Origin of the sequence: Kaistia sp. 32K (genome assembly GCF_016629525.1) — a bacterium.
GTDB lineage: Bacteria > Pseudomonadota > Alphaproteobacteria > Rhizobiales > Kaistiaceae > Kaistia.
Window position 1 is genome coordinate 755,319 of sequence record NZ_AP024269.1, and the last position, 21,329, is coordinate 776,647.

Sequence of the window (21,329 nt, forward strand, 5' to 3'; positions counted from 1 at the left end):
GCGGTTTAGCGCGCCAGACCGGACGCGATGGCCGCCATCGGATGGGCGGCCGTCGTTTCCGACAGGCGCTCGACCTGGCAGCGGCAGGAGAAGCCGGTGGCGAGAACCGCCGCTTCGCCAGTGAGCGCCGGGGCCCAGGACGCGTCGAACAGCGTCCGGCTGACCGTCTGGTTGCGCGCCTCGTGACCGAACAGGCCCGCCATGCCGCAGCAGCCGGTCGGAACGGTCTGGACCGGTAGGCCGAGGGCCGTGAAGATCTCCTTCCAGTGCTTCAGCGCCTGCGGCGCCGCCGAGGCCTCGGTGCAATGGACCATCAGCTTCGGCCCGGCGCAGGTTGCCGATGCGGCCTTCGGCCAGCGATCGCCCGCTGTCAGCCGCTCGCGCAGGAATTCCTGCACCAGCAGCACCTTCGGCACGCGGCTTTCGATCTCGCGGAACTCGCCGCGGGTCATCAGCACGAAGGCGGGGTCGATGCCGATCTTCGGCAGGCCGGTCTGTTCCAGCAGCTCAAGTGCTGCGATCTGCCGGCGGGCCAGCCGCTCGAAGCGCCGCCGCATGCCTTTGACGTGGCTCGCCTTGGAGCCGGGCGGCAGGGTGACGATGACCGGCTTGTAGCCGAGCGTGGCGAGCCCGTCGCAGACGGCCTTCACCGCGCCGGTATCGAACGTGGCGGTGAAGGGGTCCTGCAGCACCAGCACCGCGTGGTCGCCGCGATCCATCGCCGGCACGTCGGCGAAGGAGAGCACGGGATGGCCGAGCTGGCGCAGCCCGCGCCGCGAGATCGCCGGCAGGTCGACGAAGCCGAGCCGCGGCCCGGCGAGGCGATAGGCGAGCGGCGCCAGCCGCCGCGCCAGCGGTCGCAGGGCGGCGATGGCAGGCGCGAGCGCCTCGACGGCGATGGCGGCGCGGTCGCGCAGCGGGCGGCGGCGGGTCGCGTGGTATTCGTCGAGAAAGCGCGACTTCAGGGTCGGCACGCTGACATGCGCGGGGCAGGCGCTGCCGCAGGCATTGCAGCCGAGGCAGGTGTCGAGCGCGGCATAGGCGTCGCGCGCGATCGCGTCCTGCTCCGGCGCGGTGGCTGATTTCGCCTGCCGCCAGCGCCGGACGGCCTCGGCGCGTCCCTTGGGCGACTGGGTCAAGTCGCGCGTCGCCTTGAAGGACGGGCAGATCGGCACGGTCTTGCTGTAGTTCAGGCAGGAGGCGTTGCCATTGCAGTGAAACGCCATCTCGAAGGCCGGATCCCCCGGCGCATTCCCCTTGCGAAACGGCATGTCGAGAATGCCGATCGGCCTCCGGTCGACGGCGACCAGCTTGCCGGGATTGAAGCGCTCGTTCGGGTCGAAGGCGCGCTTGATCCGCTGGAAGGCGGCATAGGCGACCGGGCCGACATAGTCCGGCAGATAGGCGCCGCGAATGCCCTTGCCGTGCTCGCCCCAGAATATGCCGCCATGCGTCTTGCAGAGCGTGTAGACGGCGTCGGAGACGGCCTTGAAGATCGCCTGGTCGGCCTTGCCGTCGAGATCGAGCGCCGGCCGGACATGCAGGCAGCCGACATCGATATGGCCGTAGATGCCATAGGCGAGGCCGTGGCTCTTCATGATCGCGTCGAAGCCGTCGACAAAGGCGACGAGGTTCTCGACCGGCACGACGCAATCCTCGACGAAGGCGACCGGGCGTTTGGCGCCCTCGCGCTTGCCGAGCAGGCCGACGGCGGCGGCGCGCGTCGACCAGAGGCGGGCGCTGTCGGCCTCGTCGACCGCCCGGTAGGTGCCGATCACGCCGGGAAGGCCGGCCGCATCCGCCGTCAGCCGGGCGACGGAGCGATCGAGCGCCCCGGCGTCCTCGCCGACGAATTCGACGAAGAGATAGGAGATCCGCGCGTCGGCCTCGCCTCGGATCGCGAGGGGCAGGCCGTCCATCAGCCCGGCCTCGCGGGCGAGGCGCTGCACCCAGTCATCCATGATCTCGATCGCCAGCGGCTCATGCCGGAGGATCGGTTCGCCCGCCGCCAGCGCATCGGCGAAACGCTCGAAGGCGACGACGACGAGGCGCTTCTGGCTGGGCTTTCGCGTCAGCTTCAGGCGGACGCGCGTGACCAGGCCGAGCGTGCCCTCGGCGCCGAGCAGGAGGCGCCACCATTCGAGCTCGTCCGGGGCAGGGCGGGCGCGTTCGAGGTCGTAACCGGTGAAGCGGCGCGAGATCCGGGGCGTGTTGTCGATCAGCGCCTGCCGTCCGGCGTCGCAGGCCCGGGCGACGTCCGCGAGCAACGGGCCCGCCCAGTCGGGCGCCGGGCGGAGGCTCGAAATCGTCCGTCCGCCCTCCGTCACCAGATCGAGCCCCAGCACGTTGTCGCTGGTCTTGCCGTAGATCCGCGATCCCTTGCCGGAGGCGTCCGTGCTGACCATCCCGCCGATGGTGCAGCGGTTCGAGGTCGAGGTGTTGGGCGCGAAGAACAGGCCGGTATCGCTGATCCGCTCGTTCAGCTCGTCGAGGACGATGCCCGGTTCGACATCGACCCAGCCTTCGTCGGCGTTCACGGCGAGGATCTTCGTCATGAAGCGCTGGAAATTGACGATGACGCCGCGATTGAGGCTCTGGCCGTTCGTGCCCGTGCCGCCGCCGCGTGCCGTCATCGGCAGCGCGCGGAAGCGCTCCTCGCCGGCGACACGCATCAGGATCTCGACATCGTAGCCGCTTCTCGGCGCGACGATCAGGTCGGGCTCGATCTCGTAGACGCTGTTGTCGGTCGACATCGCGGCGCGCGCGGCGTGATCGCCGGCGATCTCGCCGGCAAAGCCGGCGGCGCGCAGCGCCCCCTCGAAGGCGGCCAAGGGAGAGGGAGCGTCCAGCGGGCGGAGGCGAGTGGCGGTGGCGGGCATGGCTTGGGCGGGATCCTGACGATGGCCCCCATTGAAGCATGCCCACGAAATTCTCTACATTGGAATGAAATGAGCATTTATTCGAAAAATACGAACATCGGCATCCGTCACTTTCGCGCGGCGTTGGCGCTTGCCCGGGAACAGTCGTTCGCGCGCGCCGCCGATGCGCTGGGCGTGGTCCCCTCGGCACTGACCGAGACGATCAAGCAACTGGAGGCGGATTGCGGCCTGCGCCTGTTCGACCGCGAGTCACGCCCGGTGACGCCGACCGAGGCAGGCGAGGCGTTCCTCGTCGAGGCACGGCGGGTCGTGTCGGATTTCGAGGCCGCGCTGCACGATCTCCGCCGCGTCGGCGGCATCGAGCGCGGCTCGGTCAAGGTCGCGGCCGCCCCCTCCGTCGTCCTGTTCCATCTCGCGCCGGCTCTGAAGGCGTTTCGCGCCGTGCATCCGGCCGTCGAGGTCTCCGTCCATGACGACATCGCCGCGCGGGTGGGCAGCCTCGTCCTCGAGCGCGAGGTCGATTTCGGCATTGCCGAGCGCTGGCACGAAAGCGACCAGCTCGCCTATGAGCCGTTCCACGTCGATCCCTTCGTGCTCGTCTGCCACCGCGAGCATCCGCTGGCCGAACGGAGCCGCGTCCGCCTCGCCGATATCCCGGCCGCCGATGTGATCGCCCTCGACCAGAGCACCGGAACGGGCAAGCAGATCGCCGCGGCGGCGCCGGCGATGCCGCCCGGTTTCCTGGAGGGGCGGCTTCGGGCGCATGGCACGATCGCGCAATTGACGATGATCGCGCAGGGCATGGGCGTCGGCCTGATGCCGGAGCTCGCGGCCTCGGTGATCCAGAGTCCCGAAATCCGCCGCATTGCGGTCGAGGATCTCGCCCTCCGGCGGACGCTCTGCATCATCCGGCGGGCCCGGATCGGGCTGTCGCCGGCGGCGGAGCGGCTGCTCGATCACATCCGGCCGCTCGGCTCGCTCGCCTCCGCCTGAACGGTCCTTTTGCCGGGTAAGCCCGAATCCGATCTGACTTCCGTCGTTTCCATCCGTCCACGGCCGAAATTGTCGCGCAGAAACCTTGTCTAAAATAGCGATTCCTCCGTCATTATTGTTTGAACTCATATGAGTTTGCGTGTAGGGACGAAGGGCTGCCTGACTTATGGACGCTATGGAGAAATGCGATGTCACACGATCCCGTTTCGGCACAGCCGAAGGGCAAACTCGTCATTCGCAACATCGGTATGGTGCTCAGCGGCGCCATGGAAAATCCGATCCTTGAAGCGGATACGGTTGTCGTCGTGGACGGCAAGATCGCAGCCATCGGGCGCGCCAAGGATGTCGACACCGATCATCCGGATCAGGTGATCGACGCCAACCAGGCGGTGCTGGCGCCGGGCCTGATCGACAGCCACGTTCATCCGGTCGCCGGCGACTGGACGCCGCGCCAGAGCCAGCTGAACTGGATCGACAGCACGATGCATGGCGGCGTGACCACCATGATCTCGGCCGGCGAGGTCCATACGCCCGGCCGTCCGACCGATATCGTCGGCCTGAAGGCCCTGGCGATCGCGGCGCAGCGCACTTTCACCAATTTCCGTCCCGGCGGCGTCAAGATCCATGCCGGTGCTCCGATCATCGAGCAGGGCATGGTCGAGCAGGACTTCAAGGACCTCGCCGACGCGGGCGTCCGGCTTCTCGGCGAGATCGGCCTCGGCAGCGTCAAGGACGGCGAGACGGCCGGCAAGATGGTCGCCTGGGCCCGCAAATACGGCATTCAGTCGACGATCCACACGGGCGGCCCGTCCGTGCCGGGCTCCGGCCTGATCGGCGCCGACGTGGTGCTGGCGGCCGGCACCGACGTCGTCGGCCACATCAATGGCGGCCACACCGCGCTGCCGGATCGCGAGATCCGCTGCATCTGCGAGGGCTGCAAGGCCGGCCTCGAGATCGTCCACAACGGCAATGAGCGCGCCGCCCTCTATGCGCTGCGCACGGCGCGCGAGATGGGCGAGATGGAGCGCGTCATCCTCGGCACGGACGGCCCGGCCGGCTCCGGCGTCCAGCCGCTCGGCATCCTGCGCATGATCTCGCTGCTGTCGTCGCTCGGCGACGTTCCGGCCGAGATCGCGCTCTGCTTCGCGACCGGCAACACCGCGCGCATGCGCAGCCTGGAAAGCGGCCTGATCGAAGTCGGTCGTCCCGCCGACTTCGTCTTCCTGGCCAAGGCGATGCACTCCGCCGGTCGCGACCTGCTCGACAGCATCCAGCTTGGCGATCTGCCTGGCGTCGGCATGATCGTCATCGACGGCATCGTCCGCTCGGGTCGCAGCCGCAACACGCCGCCGGCGGAACGCCTGCCCTTCATCTGCAACTAACGCTCTCGACTACTTCAGGAGTTTGAAAATGACCGACGTTGTCGTCCGGAAATTCCTCATCCGCATCGAGGAAATTTTTCACGAGGGCGGACCCGTTTCCGCCAATCCGCCCCGTCGCGGCACGATCATGGCGGTCGTCAAGAACCCCTATGCCGGCCGCTACGTGGAAGACATCACCGGCTTCATGGAAGACCTGAAGCCGCTCGGCCTGGAAATGTCGACGCGCCTGCTCAACGCGCTCGGCGGCGACAAGTCGGTGATCGAGGGCTACGGCAAGGGCGCCATCGTCGGCGAAGGCGGTGAGCTCGAGCACGGCGCGCTCTGGCACATGCCCGGCGGTCACGCCATGCGGGCGCTGCTCGGCGACGTCAAGGCGATCGTCCCCTCGGCCAAGAAGGTCGGCGGCGTCGGCGCCAACATCGACATCCCGATCACCCACATCCACGCTTCGTATGTCCGCAGCCATTTCGACGCGATCGAAGTCAACGTTCCCGACGCGCCGCGCGCCGACGAGATCGTGCTGATCCTGTCGATGACCACCGGCTCGCGCGTCCACGCCCGCGTCGGCGGCCTCGCGGTTGCCGACATCAAGGGCGAGGATGGTCTGCGATGACCGTCATCCGCAAGATCATCACGACGCTGGAAGAGACGCTGATCGAGGGCGACGTCGTCCTGCCGCATCCCTTCCGCAAGGCGTCGGCCGTCGCGGTCGTCTCGAATTCGGCCTCCGGCCGCTATGTCGAGGATCTGAGCGAGCTGATGGATCTGGGCGAGCAGCTCGGCGACATCCTGCCCCGTCGGGCGGTAGCGCTGCTCGGTATTCCGGGTGATCAGGTCGAGAGCTTCGGCAAGGCGGTGATCGTCGGCGCCGAGGGCGAGTTCGAGCATGCGGCGGCGATCATGCACCCGAAGCTCGGCGCGCCGTTCCGCGCGGTGCTCGGCAAGGGCGACGCGCTGATCCCGTCGGCGAAGAAGCGGGCCAATATCGGCGCCGTCATCGACGTCCCGCTCGGCCACAAGGATCATGCGCGCGTGCGCAGCCATTTCGACGCCATGGAAGTCCGCGTTCCGGACGCGCCCAAGAAGCACGAGATGGTCGTGGCGATCGCCGTCACCGATTCCGGCCGTCCGCTGGCCCGCGTCGGCGGCCTGCGCAAGGAAGATATCGACAAGGCCTAGACCGTCTGCGCCTTGTTGAAAATGAAAAGGGCCGCTGCTCGCGCAGCGGCCCTTCTTCATTGGGGGGCAGGGGCCTTTCAAACCCGGGCGGCGATCTCGGCGCGGATCTCGTCGCCATGCTCGCCGAGGCGCGGCGAGCGCTTGTCGATCGACAGCTCCGCGCCCGACATGGTGATCGGCGTGCGCACGCCCGGCACGCCGCCGAGATTGAGGCGCATGCCGCGAGCGACCACCTGCGGATCGGCGAAGACGTCTTCCAGCGTGTTGATCGGCCCGGCCGGAACATGCGCCACTTCGAGCTTGGCGAGCAGGGCGTCGCGCTGCCAGCTTGCAAGCTCCGCGGCGATCGCCTCCGTCAGCGCCGTCCGGTTGGCGACCCGGCTCGCATTGGTCAGGAAGCGGACATCGGTGGCGAGTTCCGGCTTGCCGATGACCGTGGCGAAACGGGAAAACTGGCCGTCATTGCCCACCGCGAGGATCAGGTGGCCGTCGGAGACCGCGAAGGTCTGGTAGGGCGCGATGTTCGGATGCGCGTTGCCGAGCCGGCGCGGCGGCGTGCCGGTGGCGAGGAAGTTCATCGCCTGGTTTGCAAGCACGCCGACCGAGGTGTCGAGCAGCGCCATGTCGATATGCTGGCCGATGCCGGTGCGCGCGCGCTGGGCGAGAGCCGCCTGGATCGCGATGACGCTGTAGAGGCCGGTGAAGATGTCGGAGAAGGCGACGCCGATCTTCTGCGGTTCGCCGGCGGGATCGCCGGTCAAATCCATGATCCCGGCCATGCCCTGGATCAGGAAGTCGTAGCCGGCGCGCTCGCGATACGGCCCGGTCTGGCCGAAGCCGGTGATCGAGCAATAGACGAGGCGCGGGTTGATCGCCTTCAGGCTCTCATAGTCCAGCCCGTATTTGGCGAGGCCGCCGACCTTGAAGTTCTCGATCACCACGTCGGCGTCGCGGATCAGCGCGCGGACGAGGTCCACACCCTCGGTCGTGCGAAAATCGGCGACGATCGAGCGCTTGCCCCGGTTGCAGGCGTGGAAGTAGGCAGCGGATTTCTCGCCGCCGTCCTCGATGAAGGGCGGCCCCCAGGTGCGCGTGTCGTCGCCATCCGGGCTCTCGACCTTGATGACGTCGGCGCCGAGATCGGCCAGCGTCTGACCGGCCCAGGGGCCGGCCAGGATGCGCGCCAGCTCGATGACCTTCAGTCCCTCGAGCGGCTGCATCAGAAGAACGCCTGAATGCCGGTCTGGGCGCGGCCGAGGATCAGCGCGTGCACGTCGTGCGTGCCCTCATAGGTGTTGACCGTCTCGAGGTTCTGCGCGTGGCGCATGACGTGGTACTCGATCTGGATGCCATTGCCGCCATGCATGTCGCGGGCCTGGCGGGCGATGTCGAGTGCCTTGCCGCAATTGTTGCGCTTGACCAGCGAGACCATCTCCGGCGCCGCCTGGCCCTCGTCGAACAGCCGGCCGACGCGCAGCGACGCCTGCAGGCCGAGCGCGATCTCGGTCTGCATGTCGGCGAGCTTCTTCTGGTAGAGCTGCATGCCGGCGAGCGGCTTGCCGAACTGCTTGCGGTCGAGGCCGTACTGGCGGGCGCGGAACCAGCAATCCTCGGCAGCACCCAGCACGCCCCACGAGATGCCGTAGCGGGCGCGGTTCAGGCAGCCGAACGGACCCTTGAGGCCCGACACGTTAGGAAGCAGGGCGTCCTCGGAGACCTCGACATTGTCGAGCACGATCTCGCCGGTGATTGAGGCGCGCAGCGACAGCTTGCCGCCGATCTTCGGCGCCGAGAGGCCCTTCAGGCCCTTTTCGAGCACGAAGCCGCGGATCGCGCCGTCATGCGCTTCCGATTTCGCCCAGACGATGAAGACGTCGGCGATCGGCGAGTTGGAGGTCCAGGTCTTGGCGCCGTTCAGGACGTAGCCGCCCTCGGTCTTCTTCGCGTTGGTGATCATGCCGCCCGGATCGGAGCCGGCGTCGGGCTCGGTCAGGCCGAAGCAGCCGATCCACTCGCCGGTCGCGAGCTTCGGCAGGTACTTCTGCCGCTGCGCCTCGCTGCCATAGGCGTAGATCGGATACATCACCAGCGACGACTGCACGCTCATCATCGAGCGATAGCCCGAATCGATCCGCTCGACCTCGCGCGCCACCAGGCCGTAGGCGACGTAGGAGGCGCCGACGCCGCCATATTCGGCCGGCACGGTGACGCCGAGAAGGCCCGTCTCGCCCATCTCGCGGAAGATCTCGGGATCGGTCAGCTCGTCGAGATAGGCCTTCTCGACACGGGGCAACAGGCGGTCGGCGGCGAAGGCCTTGGCCGTGTCGCGGATCATGCGCTCTTCGTCGGTGAGCTGGGCCTCGAAGTGGAACGGATCGTCCCAGACGAAGCGTGACAGTGCCGGCAGGTCCTTCGGCTTCAGGGTCGGGTTCTGGGCGGACATCGATCTCACCTATTGCTTGGATCCGGGGCGCGCGCTGCGGGCGCGGACGGTCGGTCCGGCCGGAGTCCTGGCGCGTTTCGGCGTTGAAACTAGCAAATTCGGGCTCTCCGCGATAACAAGGGTTTTAGCGAAGTTGATGAGTATTAGTGATAGGCTCGCGGGAGCGTGACCATGCGCGAAGGCTACATACCGACGATCACGGAGCTGCAGGCTTTCTCCGCCTGCGCCCGTCTCGGAGCGACGACGCGCGCCGCCCAGGCCCTCAACCTGACCCAGAGCGCCGTCAGCCGCTCGGTCGGTACGCTGGAGGAGCGCCTAGGCGTGCGGCTGTTCCACCGGGTGAAGCAGCGCCTCATTCTTTCCGATGCCGGGCGCGCGCTGTTCCGCGACGCGGATCGGCTGCTCGACGATTTGAGGCAGGCGGCGATGACGGTGATGGCCTTCGGCGGTCATGCCGACGTGCTGCGGCTCGCCGTTCTGCCGACCTTCGGCTCGAGCTGGCTGGTGCCGCGGCTTGCCGCCTACCGGGCGATCGCGCCCAATCTCACCTTCGATGTCTCGGCCCGGCTCGATGTCGTCGATTTCGAGACGGAGGGCTTCGACGCCGCGATCCAGCGCGGCGATCACCGGTCGGGCGGCGCCTATGCCGACGTGCTGATGGCGGAGGAGCTGGTGGTGCTGGCGGCGCCGTCGCTGCTCGGCGGGCGGCGCGTGCTGGCGGACGACGAGCTGGCGGGCCTGCCGCTGCTGCAGCAATCGACCCGGCCGACGCTCTGGCTCGACTGGTTCCGCGATGCCGGCCTCGACAGCCGCACCATCCTGCGCGGCGCCCGATTCCAGCATTTCGACATGGTGGTGAACGCGGCCATCGCCGGCCTCGGCGTCGCGCTCGTGCCGGAGGTGGTGGCGCGGGCGGCGCTGGCGGCGGGCGATCTGTGTCCCGCTTCCGAGCGCCGGCTCGTCGGCGACCAGCCCTATACGCTGATCTATCCCGCCCGCAGCCGCCAGATGGACGGCTTCATGCGGTTCCGCGCCTGGCTGCTCGACGAGGTGAAGGCCGGTCCGGCCGCCGAGACGACGGCGGGCCGATGACCGATCCTCGTCGAGGCGGCTATTCGTCGCCGATGCGCTTGAGCAGTTCGAGCAGCAGGGCCTGTTCGGCCGAGGAGAGGGGGGCGAGCAGCTGCTGGCCCGCTTCGCGGCTCTTCGCCAGCCGCTGAAGCGTGTAGTCGACGCCCTTGTTCGTCAGCGTGATGATCACCATCCGCTGGTCGGTGCTGGAGGCGCTGCGCGCCACCAGGCCGAGCTTGCGCAGCTTGCGCACGACCAGGCTGATCGTCGACGGATCCATCGCGGTCAGGCGACCGAGATGGTTCTGCGAGACGTCGCCATAGCGCAGGATCGTCGCCAGCGCAGCGAACTGCGTCGGCGTCAGATCCTCGCCAGTCATCACGGTCTGGAAGCACGTCGTGGCGCGCTGATGGGCCTTCCGGATGATGTGCGCGGGATGTTGATCGAGGTCATACCCGGTTGCCGCGAGCGTCGCGTCGATCTGCTCCCGTGTATAGCGGGTGCCTTCGACTGGCGGATGGTCGAGAAGCCGGGTATTTCCGCTGCTGTCATCACTCAAAGGATTGGTGTCCCGTTCAGCCCCGCTTGTCCTAGAGACAAGCCTCAAACCTGTTGTAGCGCAAGGCCGTTCTGCAGAGAGGCCACAACATCCGCCGCGTTGGAGACGACGCCGAAATGGGTGGCGATGTCATAGAGCGAGCTTTCCTGCTCTCGCGCTCCGGTTGCAGCGCAGCAATCCTGCGGCACGACCACGTCATAGCCGATGAAGAAGGCGTCGTGCACGGTCGAGCGCACGCAGATGTTGGTGACCACGCCGAACACGACCAGCTGGGTGATCTGCATGTCCTTCAGCGTCAGGTCGAGATCCGTCTGGAAGAACGCCGAATAGCGGCGCTTGATGATGTGGATCTCGTCGGGACGCGCGCCGAGGTCGTCGATGATCTCGGTGCCCCAGGTGCCTTCGACGCAATGCGGCGTGCGCTTCACCCATTCGCGGTCGCGGCGCATGTTGGGGCGATGCACGTCATGGACCCAGAGGACGGGCGCGCCGACGGCGCGGGCGGCCTCGATCACGGCGAGCTGCGGCGGCACCAGTGTCTCGTAGCCCGGCAGTACCATCGCGCCGCCCGGCTTGCAGAAATCATTGATCATGTCGACGACAACAACCGCGGTGCGCGCCTTGTCGAGCGACATGGTTTCGCCATGACGGTGCGACGAGAAAACGTCCGAGCTCATATGAACCTCCATGCCTGCCGCGGGTGCCACCTCATGCTTTCGGCATGGGTCGTCCGGGTTCCCTGTGCCTCGGACTTTATTTGGCTAATAAGTAAAATGAACCATCAAGTCAATCTCCGCCGCCTGTGCATTTTTAAATCATTCACATGCGCTATGTGACTGATTTTAGAGCATTTTATCAAAATTCAATCACATTGTAGCAACGCATTGACAACCGCGGGATTTCGATCAAATTATTGTATGACTATCAATGAATGGAGGGGTCGAGGGGACGTCTCGTGTCATTGGTATGGAGGGACTCTACATGCACATTCGCAAGCGGACTCTTTCGCGACTGATGCTCGCCAGCGCCATGACCGTGCTGGCGGCTCTTTCACCGTCGATCGCCAGCGCCGAGGGCGTCACCCTCAAGGTGTTTGGCGGTTCTGCGCTCAACAAGCTGGCCCCCCGCCAGACGCCTGACGTGCAGAAGGCCATTCAGGACAAGGTGATCGCCGGCTTCCTCAAGGAGCATCCCGAGGTCAAGGCGGTCGAGTGGGACGCCCAGGGCCCGCAGGCCAATGACGTCCAGCGCCTGATGACGGCGCGGCTCGCCAATCAGGAAATGGACCTGATCGCGTGCTCGGCCTTCTACACCAACGGCGCCTATGTCCGCCGTGGCCTGGTCCGTCCGATCACCAAGGAGATCCAGGCGTTCGCCGGCAATCTCGACCAGCCGGCGATCGGCGCCTTCACCGTCCGCGGCGAGGTCTACGCCGTTCCGATCACCACGATGTCGACCTCGGCGATCTTCTACAACAAGAAGCTCTTCGCCAGCCTCGGCATTCCCGTCCCGCCGACCTACGAGGACCTGAAGGCCGCCGCGCCGAAGCTCGCCGCCGCCGGCGTGATCCCGCTGCTGCATCAGGGCTCGAACGCGCCGATGTGGCCGATGTGGTATTTCGAGACCTTCGCCCAGTCCTCCGGCGATCCGATCGGCCGCACGACGGCGATCCTCGACGGCAAGGCCAAGTTCAACGATGCCGACGGCGTCGCCGCCTTCGCGCTGCTCAAGCAGTGGGTCGATGACGGCATCCTCTCCAAGGACTCGCTCGCCGTCGACCAGGACGGCATGCGCTCCGCCTTCGCGAGCGGCAAGAGCGCCATGTACTATGGCGGCACCTGGGAAGTTCCCTCGCTCGAGGAGAGCGTCAAGGACTTCGAATGGGGCGTCTTCGCCTTCCCGAAGATGCCGGGCGCCGCGGGTGAGCCGAAGCATGGCGGCGGCGCGGACAACGGCATGTGCATGTCGGCGACCATCGCGCCGGAGAAGGTCGATGCCGCCGTCGCCTTCATGGGCTACCTGACCAAGCCGGACGTGGCGACGCTCTATCTCGAGCCCGAGCAGCCGCTGGCGACCTCGGTCAAGGGCGTACCGGTCGTCGAGGACGCCTATGCCAAGGATCTGCGCGCCAGCGCCTTCCCGAACACCGTCAAGTTCCTCGACTGGGTCTGGCCGGCGGAAATCGCCACCGCCGTCTCGTCCTCGATCGCCGGCGTCGTCGGCGGTCAGCTGACGCCGCAGCAGGCAGCCGATGCCGTCCAGGCCGTCTATGACGATCTGGTCGCCCAGGGCAACTGGCCGCCGGCCGACTAAGTCTCTGACTTGAAAATGGGCATCGACCTCGAAACGATGCCGATGCCCGCAGCAAGGCGAGGCGCCGTCTCCGCCAATCCGGAACGGCGCCCGCTGATTTGGCATGCCGCCTGATCCGATAGTCGATAAGGACAAGACGATGACGACCCTGAGCTCGAAGCCGCAGCGCTTCTCGATCGGTTATCACCTGAACAGCTGGGACCTCGAAGGCCTGCCGCTGCAGCCGGCGCTGAAGTTCCTGGCCGACCAGGGCTTCGGCTGGTTCGAGATCCTGGCCTTCACCAGCCTCTCCGACCAGTTCGCCCGCAAGTACATGCAGCTCGGGCACCAGGCGCCCATGGGCGTCACCACCGATACCGACATCCTGCGCCGCTACGCGATCCTGTCGAAGGCGCAGAGCGAGCTCGGCATCCGCCTGTCGTCGCTCTACGTCAACGCCGTCTTCGTCAATCCGGTCGCCTGGGAATATGAGCGCGACGTGCTCCTGTCGCTGGCGCGCCTCCTGAAGGGCTTCGATGCGCCGGTGCTGGTGCTGGGCGGCGGACCGTCGGTCGCCTCCGGCAATGCCCATGACGCGCAGGACTACCGCGATTTCGCCCGCGCGCTCGAGGATATCGGCCGTCGCACCAAGGATCTCGGCATCGATACCGTCTACCACCCGCACCTCGACACCTTCGTCGAGACGCGCGAGCAGCTCGACCGCTTGATGGACGTGCTCGACACCTCGGTCGCCGGCCTCTGCATCGATCCGGCGCATCTGGCGCAGACCTATTCCGACCCGGTCGACGCGGTGAAGACCTACATCTCCGCCATCCGCTACATGCATCTGAAGGACACCAAGGTCGATCCGGCGCTCAAGGGCTATGACCGCTACGCGGCCTTCTGCGAGCTCGGCGCCGGCGTCGTCGACCTGAAGGGCCTCGTCAAGGAGCTGCTCGACAACGACTATGCGGGCCTCGCCATCGTCGAGCTCGACGCGTCGCAGAAGACGGCCGAGCAGAGCACGCTGGAAAGCATCGACTATCTGAAGAACACGCTCGGCCTCGTGCTGACGCCTGACGGTTCGGCGTAACGATGGCAAACCTGTCGGCAATTTCTGGTGAGCGCGCGCGGGCTGTCCCGCGCGCTTCCTTGGCGAAGCGCCTGGGGCGCAGCGATGGCTTTGTCGCGGCGATGATGATCTTGCCGGCAGCCATCCTCTTCTCGCTGTTCTTCCTCTGGCCGTTCTTCAACGGCCTCTGGCTCAGCTTTCATCGCTGGGACGGCTTCTCGGCACCCCGCTTCATCGGGGTGGCGAACTATCTGCGGCTGACCAAGGACGGCGTCTTTCTCGGCGCGCTGAAGAACAGCTTCATCTTCGTGATCCTGAGCCTTGCGTTGAAGAACGGGCTCGGCCTCGCGCTTGCGCTGCTCCTCAACCGGGTCACCTTCGCGCGCGCCTTCTTCCGCGCCTCGGTCTTCGTGCCGGTGACGATCTCCTTCGTCGCCGCAGGCCTGCTCTGGTCGTGGATCTACAATCCGGTGTTCGGCCTGCTCAATGCAGGGCTGGATTTCGTCGGCCTGGCGTCGTGGAAGCGCAGCTGGCTCGGCGACGCCAATACGGCGCTCTATGCCGTGATCGCGGTCGACGTCTGGAAATGGCTCGGCTTCCATGCCGTCATCTATCTCGCCGGCCTGCAGACGATCCCGTCCGAGCTCTACGAGGCGGCCCGCGTCGACGGCGCCAGCGCCTGGCGGCGCCTCTGGCACATCACGCTGCCGCTGATGGTGCCGGTGATCTTCATCAACACCATCCTCGGCCTTTCCGGCGCCTTCGTCCGCAACTTCGACATCGTGCACGTCCTCACCCAGGGCGGCCCCAACCACGCCACCGAGGTGGTGATCACGGCGATGGTGAAGGCGGCCTTCAACGAGAGCCAGATGGGCTACGCCGCCGCCATGGGCTATGCGCTGTTCGTCCTCGTCGGCGGCCTCTGCGCGGTGCTCGTCTATCTGCTCGGTCGAACGAGGTTCAAAGTCTGATGGCCACGTCCTCCGCCCCCGCCGCGCCGCCGGCCGCGTCGTCCTCCTTCACGCAGGCGCTGGAACGGCTCGGCATCTACGCCGCCCTGGCGATCGTGCTCTTCCAGACGCTCTACCCGCTGCTCTGGGTGCTGTTCGGCTCGCTCAAGACCAAGCCCGAGCTGATCAACAATGTCTGGGGCCCGCCGTCGAGCCTGGTTTTCGAGAACTATGTCCAGGCCTGGCAGATGGCGGATATGGGCAACCGCATCTTCAACAGCGTCACGGTGACGGCGCTGTCGCTGGCGATCCTGATCGTCGTCGTCACGCCCTGCAGCTATGCACTGGCACGGCTGCGCTTCCCCGGCCGGGTGGTGATCACCGGTATCGTCGTCGGCTCCATGCTGGTGCCGCCGCAGGTCCTCGCCATCCCGCTCTTCATGGTGGCGCGCGATTTGGGCATCATCAATTCGACGGTCGGCATCTCGTTCATCTACGCCGCCTCGATCATGCCGCTGTCGATCTTCATCATGCGCAGCTTCTTCATGTCGCTGCCCTTCGATCTCGAAGACGCCGCGCGTGTCGACGGGGCGGGGCGGGTGACGATCCTGTTTCAGATCATGCTGCCGCTCGCCCGCCCGGGCATGGCGCTGATCATCATCTTCGGCTTCATCGAGGTCTGGAACGACTTCTTCCTCGCTTTCCTGCTGCTCCGGCAGCCGGATGTTCAGACCATCCCGCTCGGCTTGGTCAATTTCTTCCAGCAGTACGACTCCCTGTGGAACCTCTATTTCGCAGCGTTGATGATCACCACCCTGCCGGTGATCGCCCTGTTCGTGCTCATGCAGCGGCAGTTTATTGCCGGCCTGACCGCCGGCGCAGTGAAGGCCTGAAATGACAAAGCGTAAGATCGGTGTCGGCGTGGTCGGCTGCGGCGAGATTGCCCAGCTCATGCATCTGCCCATAATCAAGGAACTGCCGGGGATCGAGATCGCGGCGCTGTGCGATCTCTCCCGCCAGGTCGTCGACAGCCTGGGCAATGCCTATGGCGTCGCCGGCCGCTACACCGACCACCACGACCTGATCAACGATCCCGCCGTCGACGTGGTGGTGATCTGCACCTACGACCACGGCCCGATCATCGAGGACGTGATCGCCGCCGGAAAGCACTTCACGGTCGAGAAGCCGCTCGCCTTCACCGCCGAGGAAGCCGCCCCGCTGGTCGCGAAGGCCAAGGCCAAGGGCGTCCTCGGCCTCGTCGGCTACATGAAGCTCTATGATCCCGGCTACGTGCTCGGCATCGAGCGGATGGCCTCGATCGAAGCGCTGAAGCAGATCCACGTCCACAATTTCGCCGGCCGCTTCGACCGCTACCAGAGCCTCTACACCCAGGTTCGCGGCAACGACATTGACCCGTCGAGCTTCGCCGCCGGCCGCGCCTCGGCCGATGCCCGCATCGAGGCCTCGCTCGGCCCGGATCACGCCGGCTACAAGGACCTCTATCTGATGCTGCTGATGCTCGGCAGCCATAACCTCGCCGTGCTGCGCGGCGCCTTCGGCGTCGCCGAGAGCGTCGAATACGCCAAGGCCGTCGATCCCAACCACATCTTCGCGTTGCTCAATTTCGCCAATGGCGTGCCCTGCGTGTTCGAAGTCTCGTTCGGCGCGCAGTATGAGTGGTGGGACGAATGGATCGCCGCCTATGGCAAGCATGACGAGGTCCGGGTCGACTTCCAGAACCCCTATGTCCGCAACACGGCCGCGACCGTCACCATCCGCGAGCCGCGCGGCAACGGCCCGTCCGAGACGATCATCCCCGGCAAGCCGGATACGGCCTTCCGCCAGCAGTGGCTGCATTTCATCGACTGCATCGAGAACGGCACCGCGCCGCGCACCAGCCTCGAGGGCGGTCTCGAAGATCTGAAACTGGCGCAGGCCATCATCCAGGCGCTGCCGCCCCGTCCGAAGGCTGCCAACTGATGCGTATCGTCATTACCGGTTCGAGCGGCCTGCTCGGGCGCCACGTCGCCGCCGCCACCGTCGCGGCGGGCCATGATGTCCTCGGCATCGACACCGTGCCGCCGCCGGGCGCGGAAGCCGGCTGGCGCCACATCAGCGCCGACCTGACCGATCTCGGCGTGGCGCTGCAATTGGTGCGCGATGCCGACGCGGTGTTCCACATCGCCGCCATTCCGCGCCCGACGGGCCGGGCGGCGGCGGAAGTGTTCCAGACCAACATGGCGCTGGCCTACAACGTCATCGAGGGCGCGGCGCTCTCCGGCGCCCGCCGCTTCGTCTACGCCTCGTCCTTCAGCGTCTTCGGCTATCCGTTCTTCACGCGCTGGCCGGAGCAGCAATATCTGCCGATCGACGACGTCCACCCGACCGGCCCGCAGGACGCCTATGGCCTGTCGAAGTGGCTCGGCGAGGAGATGGTGCAGTCGGCCGTCCGGCGCGGCGCCTTCTCGGCCGTCAGCCTGCGCATGCCCTGGGTGCAGACGCCCGAGAGCTTTGCCGGCCAGATCGGCCCCCGCCGCGCCTCGGGCGATGCCGGCCGTGATCTCTGGTCCTATATCGACGCCCGCGACGCCGCCGACGCGTTCCTTCTGGCGCTCGAGGCGCCGGTCGAGGGCCATGCCCGCGTCATGATCAGCGCGGCTGACAGCTACATGGACGTGCCGACGGCGGAGCTCGCTGCACGCCACTTCCCGAACGCCAAGCTCGGCGCGCTGCCGGGCTTCGCCAGCACGTTCGACCTCGACAACGCGCGGAAGACGCTGGGCTACGAGCCCCGTCATTCCTGGCGCGACTACCCGAAAGCATGATTGGAGACTGCGTATGACGAGGTTCGTGGACAAGATCGTCGTGGTGACCGGCGGCGCGGGAGCCATCGGCCAGGCGGCCGTGCGCCGCTTCCTCGATGAGGGCGCGGCCGGCGTCGCCATCCTCGACCAGGACGGTGCGCGCGCCGAGGCGCTGGCGGCGGAGCTGGGTGATCGCGCCCTCGCCGTCGCGGCCGACGTGACCGAGCCCGCGGCGGTCGACAAGGCGCTCGCCGCCGTCGTCGCGCGTTTCGGCCGGATCGATGTCCTCTTCAACAATGCCGGCATCTCCGGCACCCCGGCGCCGGTCTATGACCTGCCGCTGGAAGAGTGGGACCGCGTCATCCGCATCAATCTGCGCGGCATCTTCGTCGTGCAGCAGGCGGTCGTCCGCATCATGATCGCGCAGAAGACCGGCGGCGCCATCGTCAACATGGGCTCGTCCATGGCGGGCTGGGACGTGCTGTCGGGCGGCTCGCCCTACGCCGCCAGCAAGCACGCCGTCGTCGGCCTGACCAAGGTCGCGGCGCTCGATTGCGCGCCCTACGGCATCCGCATCAACGCGATCTGCCCGGGCGTCATCCAGACGACGCTGGGCGTGCCGGCTTCCGACCGCGCCGCCTTCGAGGAAAGCACCAAGCGCTTCTCCGACCGCATCCCGCTGCGCCGCATCGGCCAGCCGGAGGACGTCGCCGCCTCGGTCGCCTTCCTCGCCAGCGACGATGCTCGTCACCTGACCGGCTCGGAGCTTCTCATCGACGGCGGCCAGACGCTGCAGAGCTGGGCCAACGCCCCCGACGCGGACGCCTTCCCGCGCTACATCTGAAACAAAAAAGGGGCAGCCAATGGCTGCCCCTTCTGATTCAGGCTGACGTTGTCAGGCCTGCTTTTCGTCAGGCCTTCCTGACGATGGCGATGCATTCGACCTCGTAGCGCAGCGCGGCGCCGAGGCAGTTGGTGATCGTCGTGCGGGCCGGGAAGGGCTCGCTGAAATATTCGCGGTAGAGCTTGTTGAAGAGCGGGATATCGGCCGGGTCCTGCACGTAGTTGCGCGTCTGCAGGACGTGCTTGAAGTCGCTGCCGGCGGTCTCCAGCACCTTGCGCATATTCTCCATCGAACGGCGCATCTCGCCTTCAAAGTCCTCGGAGATGATCTTGCCCGTCGCGTCGACCGACGCCTGGCCGGAAACGAAGATCAGCTCGCCGAACTTGGTCGACGGGCTGAACGGCAGGTGCGAGCGGGGCGTATCCGGTTCGCTCGGATATTCGATCATCTGGGGTCTCCGTCGGATCGTGGGATGTTCTTCACCTCTCCCCGAGAGAGAGGTGCGAGGAATGACTTCAGCTACGATACGCTCAGCCTCAGCTGACCGGGAAAACCGGGCTGCGCAGGCGGCGATAGGGGAGCGAGGTGATGACGCTGGTGCAGGGACCTGATGTCGCCACCGTGTAGCTCCTGACCGTGATCGGGTCATAGGCGCGGCGATGCGCGACGGCGGCCTTGACGCCGATCGCCTTCAGATCCTCCGGGATGATCCCCTGCGAGCGGAGCTGGCCGAGATCGAAGGGCGGCGTCTTGCGGCTGTTGACGAGGATTTTGATGCCCGCCGCCTCCAGCACGATCGACGGCCCCATGCTGATGTGGACGCCGCGCATCGCCGCCAGGTGGCTGTTGCGGTCTTCGAGCTCGAATTCGCCGTCGCTGCGGCTGACGAAGGCGGCCTCGATCTCCACCGGCCCGGCGCCGAGCCGGCTGCCCTTGCCGCCGAGGGAGGCCTTGCGGATCTCGCCGGGCTTGGCGTCGGCGAAGAGTTGCACCGCCTCCGCGTCGGCGATGGCGACGGCGGCATTGCGGATGCCGTGGCGCAGGAAGCCGCGCAGGATGGCGGTGTCGTCGCCCGGCGCGCCGCCGCCGATATTGTCGGCCGGCTCGACCACGACATAGGGGCCGCCCTCCAGCGTCGCGATCTCGGCGAGCGCGGCGTCGAGGTCCCATTCCTTCGGCTGGCCGAATTCGCGCAGTTCCCAGGCGAGCGCCTCGAGCCGGTCGAGGGCTGCCTTCGCCTGCTCGGCGGATCCCGTCGTGATCAGCGAGAAGGCGACGCCCGCGTCCGGGACATCGGAGAAGGAATAGCCGCCGATGATGTTGACGGCCCAGATCCTGGGATCCTCGGCCTCGATCTGGCGGGCGAGTGCTTCCAGGTCGCGCATCGGCCGGTCGGCCGTGCCGGTGCCGGGCGGCGCCCACAGGATCGCGGCGTTGCGGGCGTGCATGACCGGGGCGGCCTTCTCGCGCAGCGCGCGGGCCAGGAGCTCGGCCGAGCGGACGGCGGCGTCGCGCGCGTCGGTGTGCGGATTTTCGCGATAGGCGACGAGGCCGTTGGCATATCTTGCCATGGCGGCGGTGAACGTCGCGTGCAGGTCGAACACGCCGTAGAGCGGCAGCGTCTCGGCGCCGGGAACCGCGCGGATGCGGGCGAGGAGCTCGCCCTCGGGGTCAACGCTCGCCGTCGTCACCATGGCGCCATGCAGCGCCAGCCAGATGCCGTCGAGGCTGCCGTCGGCGAGCGCCGCGCGCAATCCGGCCTCCAGCTCCTGCCAGAACTGCTCGAACACGGCGTGGTCGGTCGTGCCCGAGGGGAGGGCGGAATATTCGATGACCGGGACGACGTCCCAGCCCTCGGCCGCCGCCACCTCCAGGAAGCCGTCGACGGTGGAGCCGTCGCCCGCCCGGGCCGGCAGGTCAGCGCCGCGCAGGATCTCGTAGTCCGCGAGCCGCGTGATCTCGTCCACGAAGGTGTGGGTCTCGTGATAGAGCCCGGCCAGCAGGATGCGAGGGCGGCGCGTATTCATTGGAGGCTACCTGATTATCTGTTGCGTGACATGCTCGCCGTGACCTCGGCGAGGGTGGCGACGAGAAGCCGGCCGAGCCGCTCGATGGCGTCCGGCTCGAAGCGGGCCGAGGGGCCGGCGATGGAGACGGCGGCGATCGCTTCGCCGCCCGGCGCGAAGATCGGCGCGGCGACACAGGCGCCGCCGACTTCGTTTTCCTCGTATTCGGTGGTCCAGCCGACGGTGCGGCAGCGCTCCAGCACTTCTTCCAGCGCCTGCGGGTCGGTGATGGTGCGGTCGGTCGCGGCGGGCAGCGAGCCGAGATTGTAGATGATCTTGCGGAAGGAGAGCGGCTGATAGGCGAGCAGCGCCCGGCCGCAGGCGGTCGAGTGATAGGCGGCGCGGGTGCCGGAATAGGACGAGACGCGCAGCGTCTGGCTGCCCTCGAGGCTCTCGACGATGACGGCGTCGGTCGGGCCGGGCAGGGCCAGATTGACGGTCTCGCGCGTCTCCGCGCACAGTCGCACCAGATAGGGCTGCGCCAGCGCCGCGATGTCGAGCCGCCGCTCGACCGCCTTGCCATAGACGAGGTGCTGCAGGCTCAGGCGATAGGCGCCGGCCTTGGCGTCGCGCTCGGCCAGGCCGACGTCGACGAGCGCCGTGACGAGGTTGAATGCCGTCGTCTTTGCGAGCCCGGTGCGCAGCGCCAGGTCGCGCAGCGATACGAAATCGCCGCTCGCCATCGCGTCGAGCAGCGCCTTGGCGCGGGCGACGGATTGAATGCGCGCGGCGACGGCCGCGCCGGAATCGCTCTCTAGCTTCGACATGCTGCTTCTGACCATGGTCATGAATCCC

Annotated in this window: 20 protein-coding genes; 12 read left to right on the forward strand and 8 right to left on the reverse strand. The window is 67.1% G+C overall.

The window, feature by feature from the left end; all coding sequences use genetic code 11:
* Nucleotides 1–5 precede the first annotated feature (5 nt).
* A complete protein-coding gene (locus K32_RS03270; RefSeq protein ID WP_244669816.1) occupies nucleotides 6–2,831 on the reverse strand; it encodes an FAD-binding and (Fe-S)-binding domain-containing protein in 2,826 nt (941 codons plus the stop codon).
* A 117-nt stretch (nucleotides 2,832–2,948) separates the two neighbouring features.
* Here K32_RS03270 and K32_RS03275 point away from each other — a divergent pair, with 117 nt between their 5' ends.
* The 4 genes from K32_RS03275 to K32_RS03290 all read left to right on the forward strand — a co-directional run bounded on the left by K32_RS03275 (nucleotide 2,949) and on the right by K32_RS03290 (nucleotide 6,433).
* Complete coding sequence (locus K32_RS03275) at nucleotides 2,949–3,872, forward strand: LysR family transcriptional regulator (protein ID WP_201402650.1); 924 nt, start codon at nucleotides 2,949–2,951, stop codon at nucleotides 3,870–3,872.
* Between the two features lie 188 nt (nucleotides 3,873–4,060).
* Nucleotides 4,061–5,254: an amidohydrolase family protein gene (locus K32_RS03280; RefSeq protein WP_201402651.1), complete on the forward strand. Its 1,194-nt coding sequence runs from the start codon at nucleotides 4,061–4,063 to the stop codon at nucleotides 5,252–5,254.
* Nucleotides 5,255–5,282: 28 nt separating this feature from the next.
* A complete protein-coding gene (locus K32_RS03285; RefSeq protein ID WP_201402652.1) occupies nucleotides 5,283–5,867 on the forward strand; it encodes an amino acid synthesis family protein in 585 nt (194 codons plus the stop codon).
* Complete coding sequence (locus K32_RS03290; RefSeq protein ID WP_201402653.1) at nucleotides 5,864–6,433, forward strand: amino acid synthesis family protein; 570 nt, start codon at nucleotides 5,864–5,866, stop codon at nucleotides 6,431–6,433. Before K32_RS03285 ends, K32_RS03290 begins: the two co-directional genes overlap by 4 nt.
* Nucleotides 6,434–6,510: 77 nt before the next feature.
* Here K32_RS03290 and K32_RS03295 read toward each other — a convergent pair whose 3' ends face one another.
* Nucleotides 6,511–7,653 carry a CaiB/BaiF CoA-transferase family protein gene (locus tag K32_RS03295; protein ID WP_201402654.1) on the reverse strand — a complete coding sequence of 381 codons (1,143 nt, stop codon included), beginning with the start codon at nucleotides 7,651–7,653 and terminating at the stop codon, nucleotides 6,511–6,513.
* A complete protein-coding gene (locus K32_RS03300; protein WP_201404331.1) occupies nucleotides 7,653–8,831 on the reverse strand; it encodes an acyl-CoA dehydrogenase in 1,179 nt (392 codons plus the stop codon). Before K32_RS03300 ends, K32_RS03295 begins: the two co-directional genes overlap by 1 nt.
* A gap of 216 nt (nucleotides 8,832–9,047) precedes the next feature.
* On the opposite strand from K32_RS03300, the gene K32_RS03305 reads away from it, so the two are divergent.
* Complete coding sequence (locus K32_RS03305; protein WP_201402655.1) at nucleotides 9,048–9,968, forward strand: LysR substrate-binding domain-containing protein; 921 nt, start codon at nucleotides 9,048–9,050, stop codon at nucleotides 9,966–9,968.
* Between the two features lie 19 nt (nucleotides 9,969–9,987).
* Here K32_RS03305 and K32_RS03310 read toward each other — a convergent pair whose 3' ends face one another.
* Nucleotides 9,988–10,506 (reverse strand): MarR family winged helix-turn-helix transcriptional regulator, encoded by a 519-nt coding sequence (locus tag K32_RS03310; protein ID WP_201402656.1) that lies wholly within the window; start codon nucleotides 10,504–10,506, stop codon nucleotides 9,988–9,990.
* Between the two features lie 44 nt (nucleotides 10,507–10,550).
* Nucleotides 10,551–11,183 (reverse strand): cysteine hydrolase family protein, encoded by a 633-nt coding sequence (locus K32_RS03315; protein ID WP_201402657.1) that lies wholly within the window; start codon nucleotides 11,181–11,183, stop codon nucleotides 10,551–10,553.
* 304 nt (nucleotides 11,184–11,487) lie between these two features.
* Between K32_RS03315 and K32_RS03320 the strand changes: the two genes are divergently transcribed.
* The 7 genes from K32_RS03320 (at nucleotide 11,488) to K32_RS03350 (ending at nucleotide 18,468) form a co-directional block, all read left to right on the forward strand.
* Nucleotides 11,488–12,819, forward strand: a complete 1,332-nt coding sequence (locus K32_RS03320) for an extracellular solute-binding protein (protein WP_244669818.1) — start codon at nucleotides 11,488–11,490, stop codon at nucleotides 12,817–12,819.
* Between the two features lie 139 nt (nucleotides 12,820–12,958).
* Nucleotides 12,959–13,891 carry a sugar phosphate isomerase/epimerase gene (locus K32_RS03325; RefSeq protein ID WP_201402659.1) on the forward strand — a complete coding sequence of 311 codons (933 nt, stop codon included), beginning with the start codon at nucleotides 12,959–12,961 and terminating at the stop codon, nucleotides 13,889–13,891.
* 104 nt (nucleotides 13,892–13,995) lie between these two features.
* On the forward strand, nucleotides 13,996–14,841 hold the full coding sequence (locus K32_RS03330; RefSeq protein ID WP_371813022.1) for a carbohydrate ABC transporter permease: 846 nt from the start codon (nucleotides 13,996–13,998) through the stop codon (nucleotides 14,839–14,841).
* Nucleotides 14,841–15,713 carry a carbohydrate ABC transporter permease gene (locus K32_RS03335; protein WP_201402661.1) on the forward strand — a complete coding sequence of 291 codons (873 nt, stop codon included), beginning with the start codon at nucleotides 14,841–14,843 and terminating at the stop codon, nucleotides 15,711–15,713. The genes K32_RS03330 and K32_RS03335 overlap by 1 nt, the downstream gene beginning before the upstream one ends.
* A gap of 1 nt (nucleotide 15,714) precedes the next feature.
* Entirely contained in the window at nucleotides 15,715–16,800 is a 1,086-nt protein-coding gene (locus tag K32_RS03340; RefSeq protein ID WP_201402662.1) for a Gfo/Idh/MocA family protein, read from the forward strand.
* Nucleotides 16,800–17,645, forward strand: a complete 846-nt coding sequence (locus K32_RS03345; protein WP_201402663.1) for an NAD(P)-dependent oxidoreductase — start codon at nucleotides 16,800–16,802, stop codon at nucleotides 17,643–17,645. Before K32_RS03340 ends, K32_RS03345 begins: the two co-directional genes overlap by 1 nt.
* 13 nt (nucleotides 17,646–17,658) lie before the next feature.
* The gene (locus K32_RS03350) at nucleotides 17,659–18,468 is read left to right on the forward strand and encodes an SDR family NAD(P)-dependent oxidoreductase (protein WP_201402664.1); all 810 of its coding nucleotides are present in this window, start codon (nucleotides 17,659–17,661) and stop codon (nucleotides 18,466–18,468) included.
* 67 nt (nucleotides 18,469–18,535) lie between these two features.
* On the opposite strand, the gene K32_RS03355 is transcribed toward K32_RS03350, so the two are convergent.
* From K32_RS03355 to K32_RS03365, 3 genes are all read right to left on the reverse strand, one after another.
* Entirely contained in the window at nucleotides 18,536–18,916 is a 381-nt protein-coding gene (locus K32_RS03355) for a RidA family protein (RefSeq protein ID WP_201402665.1), read from the reverse strand.
* Between the two features lie 88 nt (nucleotides 18,917–19,004).
* A complete protein-coding gene (locus tag K32_RS03360) occupies nucleotides 19,005–20,495 on the reverse strand; it encodes a M81 family metallopeptidase (RefSeq protein WP_201402666.1) in 1,491 nt (496 codons plus the stop codon).
* A 14-nt stretch (nucleotides 20,496–20,509) separates the two neighbouring features.
* The gene (locus K32_RS03365; protein ID WP_201402667.1) at nucleotides 20,510–21,301 is read right to left on the reverse strand and encodes an IclR family transcriptional regulator; all 792 of its coding nucleotides are present in this window, start codon (nucleotides 21,299–21,301) and stop codon (nucleotides 20,510–20,512) included.
* Nucleotides 21,302–21,329 lie beyond the last annotated feature (28 nt).